Origin of the sequence: Bradyrhizobium sp. CCBAU 45321 (assembly GCF_028128975.1) — a bacterium.
GTDB lineage: Bacteria > Pseudomonadota > Alphaproteobacteria > Rhizobiales > Xanthobacteraceae > Bradyrhizobium > Bradyrhizobium yuanmingense.
In genome coordinates, this window is sequence record NZ_LFKZ01000099.1 from 20,006 (window position 1) to 27,510 (window position 7,505).

A 7,505-nucleotide genomic window follows, 5' to 3' on the forward strand; every position below is an offset into this window, starting at 1 on the left:
GGTCGTGCGCGTGCGACATCAGGCAGCGCGGGCGAGGGAGCGCCGCTTCTGTCGCAGGTAGCGCGTGATTTCTGGCAACGTCATCGCGTTCAGGATCCGGTCTGCAGGGACGCCGCCCTTGCGGGCCATCTGGACGCCCCAGTGCATGTGGTCGAGCTCGGGAATGGAGTGCGCGTCCGGATTGATGCTCAGCATGCAGCCAAATTCGAGGGCGGCCTGGTGCCAGCGCCAATCCAGGTCAAGACGCCACGGATGCGCGTTGATCTCGACGACGACGTCGTGCTTCGCGCATGCCCGAAGCACCTTCTCGACGTCGATTTCGTAGCCAGGCCGACGCTGGAGTTGTCGGCCGGTCATGTGGCCGATGATGGTGGTGCAAGGATGGGAGATCGCCCGAAGCAGGCGCTGCGTCTGTGCCTTGCGGTCCAGCTTGAAGCGGCCATGGATGCTCGCCACTACGAAGTCGAACTGCTTGAGCGCCTCGTCCGGATAATCGAGCGAGCCGTCGGCCAGAATGTCGGACTCGATGCCTTTGAGGATTCGAAAATCCTTGCCGAAGCGCTTGTTCAGCCGGTCGGCCTCCCGGTGCTGCTGCGCGATCTCCTCCAGGGATAGACCGCCGGCATAGTGCGCGGACTTGGAGTGGTCGGCGACCCCGAAATACTCGAACCCGCGCTGGCGGGTGGCCTTCGCCATCGTCTCCAGGGTCTCTGTCCCGTCGGAAGCATCGGTGTGGCAGTGAAGGTTTCCGCGCAGATCCTGGTCGGTGACGAGCTTCGGCAACTTGCCCTTCAGAGCCAGCTCGACCTCGTTGCGCCCCTCCCGGAGCTCGGGATCAATGAAGGGCAGCCCGAGAGCGTGGTAAATGTCGGCTTCGTCGCCGGCGATCAGCGTGCGGCACTTGTGCAAGCCGTCGGCCTCCAACCGCATTCCCTTCTTAGAGGCTATCTCTCGGAGCTGCTCGATGTGAGTGGTGGAGCCGGTGGCGAAGAGAAGGGCGGCGCCGAAGTGTTTGCGGTCGGACAAGCGGATCCGCAGCCCATCGGTCTGAGCAGGCTCCGATGTCTTGCCACCCCTGGGAGCTTCCGCTACGATCGTTAGTTCGCGGACGAGCTCGCAACCGCGCCGGAAGTCGCCTGCGAGCGTCACGCGCTTCAGCTCGGGATGGGCCTTTCGGATCGAATCCTTCGCCTGCGCAAGCAGAGCGGCGGCAAGGTGCAGGTGGAGGCCTTCTTCGCTTTTGGCGATCGCCAGATTCTGCAGGATCTTGGTCTGCAGCGCGGCTCCGAGCCCCTTGGCCTTCTTGATGCGGTCCTCCTTGGCGGCGGCCTCCAGCTCCGCGAGCGAGCCGATGCCGAGATCCTTGTAGAGGCGCAGCACTTTCTCCGGACGCAGACCCGGCACGGCAAGCATCTCGAGCACCCCCTCAGGAATCTCTTTCCGCAGCTTTTCGAGGCTCGGATGAGTGCCCGTCTGGTGAAGTTTGGTGACAATGTCGGCGATAGCATTGCCGACGCCCGGGATCTCCGTAAGACGACCTTCGGCGATGACCGCGTCCAGCGGGACGACGAGGGCGCCCAAGCTATCGGCGGCCCGAGAATAGGCTTTTGCACGGTAGGGGTTGCCGCCGCGCAAGGCGGTGCGCTGCGCATATTCTCGCAGGAGTCCTCCTACGGTGCGAGCGTCGAGGGAAGTCACTCAACGAACCTCCTGCCCGGCCCGATGAGGACTCGTTGCGGCAAGGCGAGTTCGAGGGGCCATGTCGTCGTTGGGCCGACTCTCCAGAGATCTCTCGAGCTTCTGCGCTGCCCGGAAGTCTTCCAGGTGTTGCGTGTTCACCGTAAGCCGTCTCCTTCTTGAGGAGGTTATAGATCCGGCCGACCACAAGCTGCAGGTGCTTCATCCGGCCCTTCGGCATCGATCGGGCCTTGCAAAGAGCTCGGACGGCGTAAGCGCGGAAATAGTCGAATGCGTCTGACATGATCAGTAAACGCCTGTTCCCGCCGATAGTTCTACCGCCAAGGCTGTCACACGCGCCGTGTCAAAGGTCCTCGGGTAATCCTTGAAAGGCGGGTGCCGCACCTCCGCCGGCTTTGCCCGATACTCGATCTCGGCGAGCGACTTCGCTGTTCTGCTCATCCGGCTCCACGGCTCGCGCTCAATTCGTCCTAAATCGGTGACGGTTTGCTCGTTTGCTTGCGCCGCGCGCCGCGCGGCCCGTGACGGGTCATAAGCGATCCATAAGGCCGCTCTTCGGTGGGGCCCGATTGTGTGTTCACTAGCTGACCGTAATCCGGGAAAATCACAGGAACCTAGGGCGGTCGATCGCCATCCCACCGAACCTGCTGTAATGGACACAAAGTCCCAGCCGATCAGCTTCGGGCAGGGGTCGTAGATGGCTGATAGAGCGGGCCAATGACAGGAAGCTAACATTGTGCCGCAATGACAGCTGCACGGCAGCACGCAATCGATCGGTTGAGAACCCTGCACTACTCCGCCCGAGACCGTAAATCGATGTTCCGTCGAGCCTCGACCAAGCTGGGGCGACGGTCAGGACGTCAGACAAAGCCACTGGACCGTCTTCGTGCTGATGATGCAGAGCGACCGAAGGTGTCTCGGTGGCGATTAGGTCAATTAGGAACGAGGGCTCGGATACTACATTGCTTGTGAGGTGCAATCGGGAGACCTCAGCATGGCAATGCAAATCGTGATGGATCACAGCGGCGATAGCCGGCACTTCTTCGACAACTCCAATGCAGAAGCTTTGGTAGAGGCGGAGAGGCTTTTTCTGCAATTTACGAGCAAAGGTTATACCGCGGCGGTACGGAAGGGGCCTGGTGAGGCAACAAGGATCACCACCTTCGATCCGACTGCCGAATAGACATTGTTTTTCCCGCGGCTCGTCGGCGGGTGAGCACCAGTGAAGAAGAGGTTCGGTCGGGTCGGCCCGTGGATCCCTCGGAGCCTGGCTGTTGGCAGACTTTATCAAGCAGTAAACGAAGAGAAAACGGTCCAGGCTCGAGCGCTGCGACTGCTGCGTTCTTGGCTTTCACCCCAGCAGAGGGTCGAGTTCGAAAGGAGGGGGTACTTCGACGTCGTGGGGTGCGATACCGGAACGCGGTACCGCATCCGGCGGGGAACGTCGGGCAACGTCAACGAGATCGACGAATACGGGCGGCTCGGGAAGGGGTGGTGCTTCGTTCCGGTGGGGGGCTTGCTCGAGGGCGATGTCATGCTCGCCCAAAAATAGCTCTTGAAACGGATGAGGCACGGGTCTTGAGCATCGCCAATAGCTTCCCGGGGCCGATCCGTTGGCGCCGACCCGGTACTCGTCCGCCCGAAGGGAGAATTGCGCTCGGACGTTCCGGGTAGAGGCAGACGGGCGTCGCCGACTGGCCGGCGGTCTGTGCGGCGGCCGGCAGCCTGGTGCGCAAGGCCCGCAGCGTCGCGGTGGCCGCGAAGCTGGCGCGCGAGCGCGGCCACAGCGGCAGCGATCATGCTCGCAAAGCGGTTTTGCAGGTAGAGATCTGCGCCGGCCGGCTTCCCTGCCATCACCACCAGAGAAGGAAGGAGACCATGCAAAGGGCGCCGATGCCGTCCGTGCGACCGTTGCAAGAGCGCCGATCTATTCAGAGGAGAGAGAGCAACTCAGCGGCACAAAGTGTAGCGAAGTGTGTAGCAGGCGTTTGGCGCGCACCCGAAGGCGCTGATTTTGTGAGGGCTCTGGGCGCCGTGGCGCTCCCTAGGCTCGACCCCATTGAACCCGCCGGGGTGTCCTATTGATCAAAACCGGGGCTCGAGGTCGCCTATATTTTGCCAGACAGTGCAGAAATGCATCGCATCCGAACAACTATTCCCAGCGGGCACTCAGTTTCGTTTCCGCGGTGATCGTCGTCTCGATGTCTTGCCGCATTTCGCGGAGCCGTTCCGCAAGGCGTTTCGAACAGAGCCCGGGACTGCCTGTCCTGGGCGGTCCTCGCTAATCGAGCACAATCAGCTTCATGTACCCGAATCTTCTCAAGCTGAGCAACGACTTCTTCCATATCCATCTGTGGACAGTCACACCCGGTACTTCACACCTGCGACGACGTTAGCGGCCACACCGGGCTGACATCTGGCAAATTTCCAAGGTGGTGTCGCGGTATGGCCGAACCCATTAGAAGGCCGCTAACGCGCCTTGACGGCGCCCGCGACGGTTCTTAAGGGCGGCCTCGACAAACCAGGGAAGAGACCTGCTTGCCCGCAGTCGCCAAGCAGAGCTTACGCCGGACGCATGAACGAACCAGGCGTGCACGCGCCACTCAACCAATCGGGAACCCAAAATCGTAGCCCGGCGACCGCGAAGCCGAAAGTACAGGTCGACGAAACCATTTCATGGTGGAAGGAAAAGGACCTGAAACGCCCGCTATCTACACTCCAACGATCCGCAATGGAGGGGAATGGAGCCCCCACTGCAGTAGAAAAGGAGGAGCGATCATGCGTGTACATTCCACTCTGAGCCTCGTCGCAGTTCTCCTGGTCGGTGTCGCCGCAAAGCTTGCTTTCTACGATCCTCATCTTGCACGGGCGGTCCCGTCAAGCGCTAGCGAGGATATCCAAACGATGCAGCGAAGCATCACGAATCTGCCGCTGCAGAAATTCCAGGATATGACGTTCGTTTTTGCCGATTGATCGGCGGCTCCCATCTCGCGCGGCGTGCTGCCGTGAGCTTCATTGCGCCGCAGCCTTGCGATCGACTAGGCGCGCCAAGTCCTTCCCTGCCAGTGCGACCCGCAGCCATCGGTCGCGCTCTGCTTGACAAGTCGCGGCGATCGCTTTTCTCACCGGCACGGCTTTCGGAAATGGCTTCCAAAGATTGAACGGTGTGGTCGTGCCTCGATCGGATTCGGGAGTATCGCAATGACCAAGTGTGCGGGTTCGCAAATTTTGGCATGCTTCAACGAGCAAGTGTTACGTGCTGTTGGCGTATGGGCGATGCCTTCGGCCCGCGCTCTACTCGTCGCTTTGCTCCTCACCGAGCCACCCTTCGGGTGTCTCGGCCCTTCGGGTAACGATCGCTATCGCAAGCGCGCGGAAGCAGTGGGGGCTTCGCCAGTTGGCTGCCAAGTCGCGGCGGCTCTGTCGGGAACCCGCGACCGGGAGACCACGACGGCAGGAGGGTGAGATAAAAGAGGCTCGCCGGTCGAACCGCAAGCCATTGACATGGCTTGGGTTCCGGCGTGCCGGTCGGTCGGGGCGCGTGCCGCGCTTTGCGTTTTTACGAATGCCATCAAACGCGTCTTCGGCACCATGTGCAATTTTGATCGTTGGGAGGCCCTGCCGTGAGCGTGCGCGACAGCGATCTGCGTGTTCGGCCTGGGCGCATTCGTAGCACCCGCGTGCCGAAACAAAAGAGCTTCATCAACCAGGTGCTGCGGGCGGCGAAGAAATCGGGACACACCTCGGGTCAGACCGGGGCGGGCAGGCGTTCGGCGGCCTATGGGCGCTCGACGTTCGGCCGGGGGCGCCTCGCCTTTAGCCGCGCCAGATTGTTCAGCCCGACGCGGCGCGTCGTGGTGAAGGCGCGCGTGGTTCGTCACAAAGGGAGAGCCTTCCGTTCAGCGCCAATGACCGCCCACCTCTCATATCTGAAGCGCGATGGCGTGACCGGGAGCGGCGAGCGTGCCGAGATGTTCGATGCCGGCAGCGACCGCACCGATAGCGCGGCTTTCGCAGAACGGTGCAAGGACGACCGGCATCATTTCAGGTTCATTGTCTCACCTGAGGATGCGGGCGACATGACCGATCTGAAGGCCTTTACCCGCGATCTCGCAAGGCAGATGGAGATCGATCTCGGCACTCAGCTCGATTGGGTGGCTGTCGATCATTGCAATACCGACAACCCTCACGTCCACCTTCTCGTTCGGGGAATAGATGGGGAAGGGGCGGATCTCGTGATCTCCCGCGACTACATCAGCCAGGGCCTGCGCTCACGCGCCGAAGAACTGGTCGCCATTGAACTCGGTCCAAAGCCTGAGCACGAGATCCGGAATTCGTTGGAGAGGGAAGTCACGGCGGAACGATGGACGCGGCTCGATCGGGAGATCCGGCTGGCGGCCGATGAGACCGGCCATATCGATCTTCGCGCAGAGAATCCCGGCAAGTCCGATTCCGAGATCCGGCGCCTGATGATCGGTCGCCTTCAACACCTGGAGAAGATGGGCCTTGCCGCGTTCGCCCTACCGGGAGAATGGATGGTCGGGCTCGAGGCCGAGCGTAGCTTGCGTGACCTCGGTATGCGCGGCGACATCATCAAGACCATGCACAGGGCCTTTACCGAGCGTGGGGAAGCGCGCGGCGTTGCCGATTTCGTCATCGAGGTCGGACAGCCGGCATCCCAGATTATCGGACGACTGGTCGACCTTGGACTGCATGACGAACTGACAGGCGAGGCCTATGCCCTGATCGACGGAACCGACGGACGGGCGCACCACGTGCGCTTCCGAGGGCTCGAGGCTTTCGACCACGCACCCCCGATCGGCGGAATCGTCGAAGTCCGACGCTTCGGCCAAGCCGGCGATCCGCGGCCGACCATGGTGCTGGCGGCCCGTTCCGATCTCGATCTCGGTGGACAGATCACTGCAAAAGGAGCCACCTGGCTCGACCACAGGCTCGTCGAACGCGACGCCATGCCGCTCGCCATGGGCGGATTCGGCCGCGAGACCCGCGAGGCCATGCAAGCCCGTACGGAGCATCTGATCCAGCAGGGCCTGGCCCGGCGGCAGGGCCAACGCATCATCCTGCAGCGCGATCTCCTGGACACGCTGCGTCGACGCGAACTGGACGAGGTGGCAGCAAAGGTCTCGGCCGGCACCGGCCTGCCTCGCGTGAATGCCGCCTCCGGGGAGCATGTGGCGGGCACATATCGCCAGCAGCTGACGCTGACCTCGGGACGCTTCGCCATGATCGATAACGGGCTCGGCTTCCAGCTCGTGCCCTGGTCGCGCGAGCTCGAAAAGAAACTCGGCCAGCAAGTCACCGGCGTGGTGAAGGACGGCGGTGGCATCGAATGGGGTTTTGGTCGGAAGCGAGACCTCGGTCTCTAGCTATCTCGCCAATTCAGTTGCGGAAGGACGCTCGGAATGTCCGGAACCAAGATCCTCTGGGGACAGGTGATCGTCGTCGGCCTGATCGTTCTGCTCGCTATCTGGGGAGCAACCGAGTGGACGGCTTGGCGGCTTGCTTGGCAACCGGAGCTTGGGCGGCCTTGGTTCGAGCTGTTCGGCTTCAAGATCTACTATCCGCCGATCTTCTTCTGGTGGTGGTTCGTCTACGATGCCTATGCGCCGCAGGTATTTGTCGAGGGCGCCTTCATCGCAGCATCAGGGACCGTCGTTTCGATCGCGGTAGCGATCGGCATGTCGGTGTGGCGCGCGCGTGAAGCCAAGAATGTCGAGACCTATGGTTCGGCACGTTGGGCTGGTGCGGAAGAGGTCCGAGGGGCCGGACTTCTTGGTCCGGATGGC

General features: G+C 62.1%; 4 protein-coding genes and 2 pseudogenes. 5 read left to right on the forward strand and 1 reads right to left on the reverse strand.

The genetic code is table 11. From position 1 onward, the window contains the following. Nucleotides 1-18: 18 nt before the first annotated feature. Nucleotides 19-1,698: a DNA polymerase/3'-5' exonuclease PolX gene (locus tag ACM43_RS11360; RefSeq protein WP_271540118.1), complete on the reverse strand. Its 1,680-nt coding sequence runs from the start codon at nt 1,696-1,698 to the stop codon at nt 19-21. Between the two features lie 994 nt (nt 1,699-2,692). Here ACM43_RS11360 and ACM43_RS11365 point away from each other — a divergent pair. The 5 genes and pseudogenes from ACM43_RS11365 to ACM43_RS11385 all read left to right on the forward strand — a co-directional run. Next, complete coding sequence (locus tag ACM43_RS11365; RefSeq protein WP_036030517.1) at nt 2,693-2,881, forward strand: hypothetical protein; 189 nt, start codon at nt 2,693-2,695, stop codon at nt 2,879-2,881. 39 nt (nt 2,882-2,920) lie between these two features. Next, nucleotides 2,921-3,372, forward strand: a pseudogene (locus ACM43_RS11370) (hypothetical protein). A 1,104-nt stretch (nt 3,373-4,476) separates the two neighbouring features. After that, complete coding sequence (locus tag ACM43_RS11375) at nt 4,477-4,671, forward strand: hypothetical protein (protein WP_036030512.1); 195 nt, start codon at nt 4,477-4,479, stop codon at nt 4,669-4,671. A gap of 650 nt (nt 4,672-5,321) precedes the next feature. Continuing rightward, nucleotides 5,322-7,085: a relaxase/mobilization nuclease domain-containing protein gene (locus tag ACM43_RS11380; protein WP_271540120.1), complete on the forward strand. Its 1,764-nt coding sequence runs from the start codon at nt 5,322-5,324 to the stop codon at nt 7,083-7,085. 36 nt (nt 7,086-7,121) lie between these two features. Then, a pseudogene (locus ACM43_RS11385) lies at nt 7,122-7,505 on the forward strand (conjugal transfer protein TraG); the annotation flags it as partial.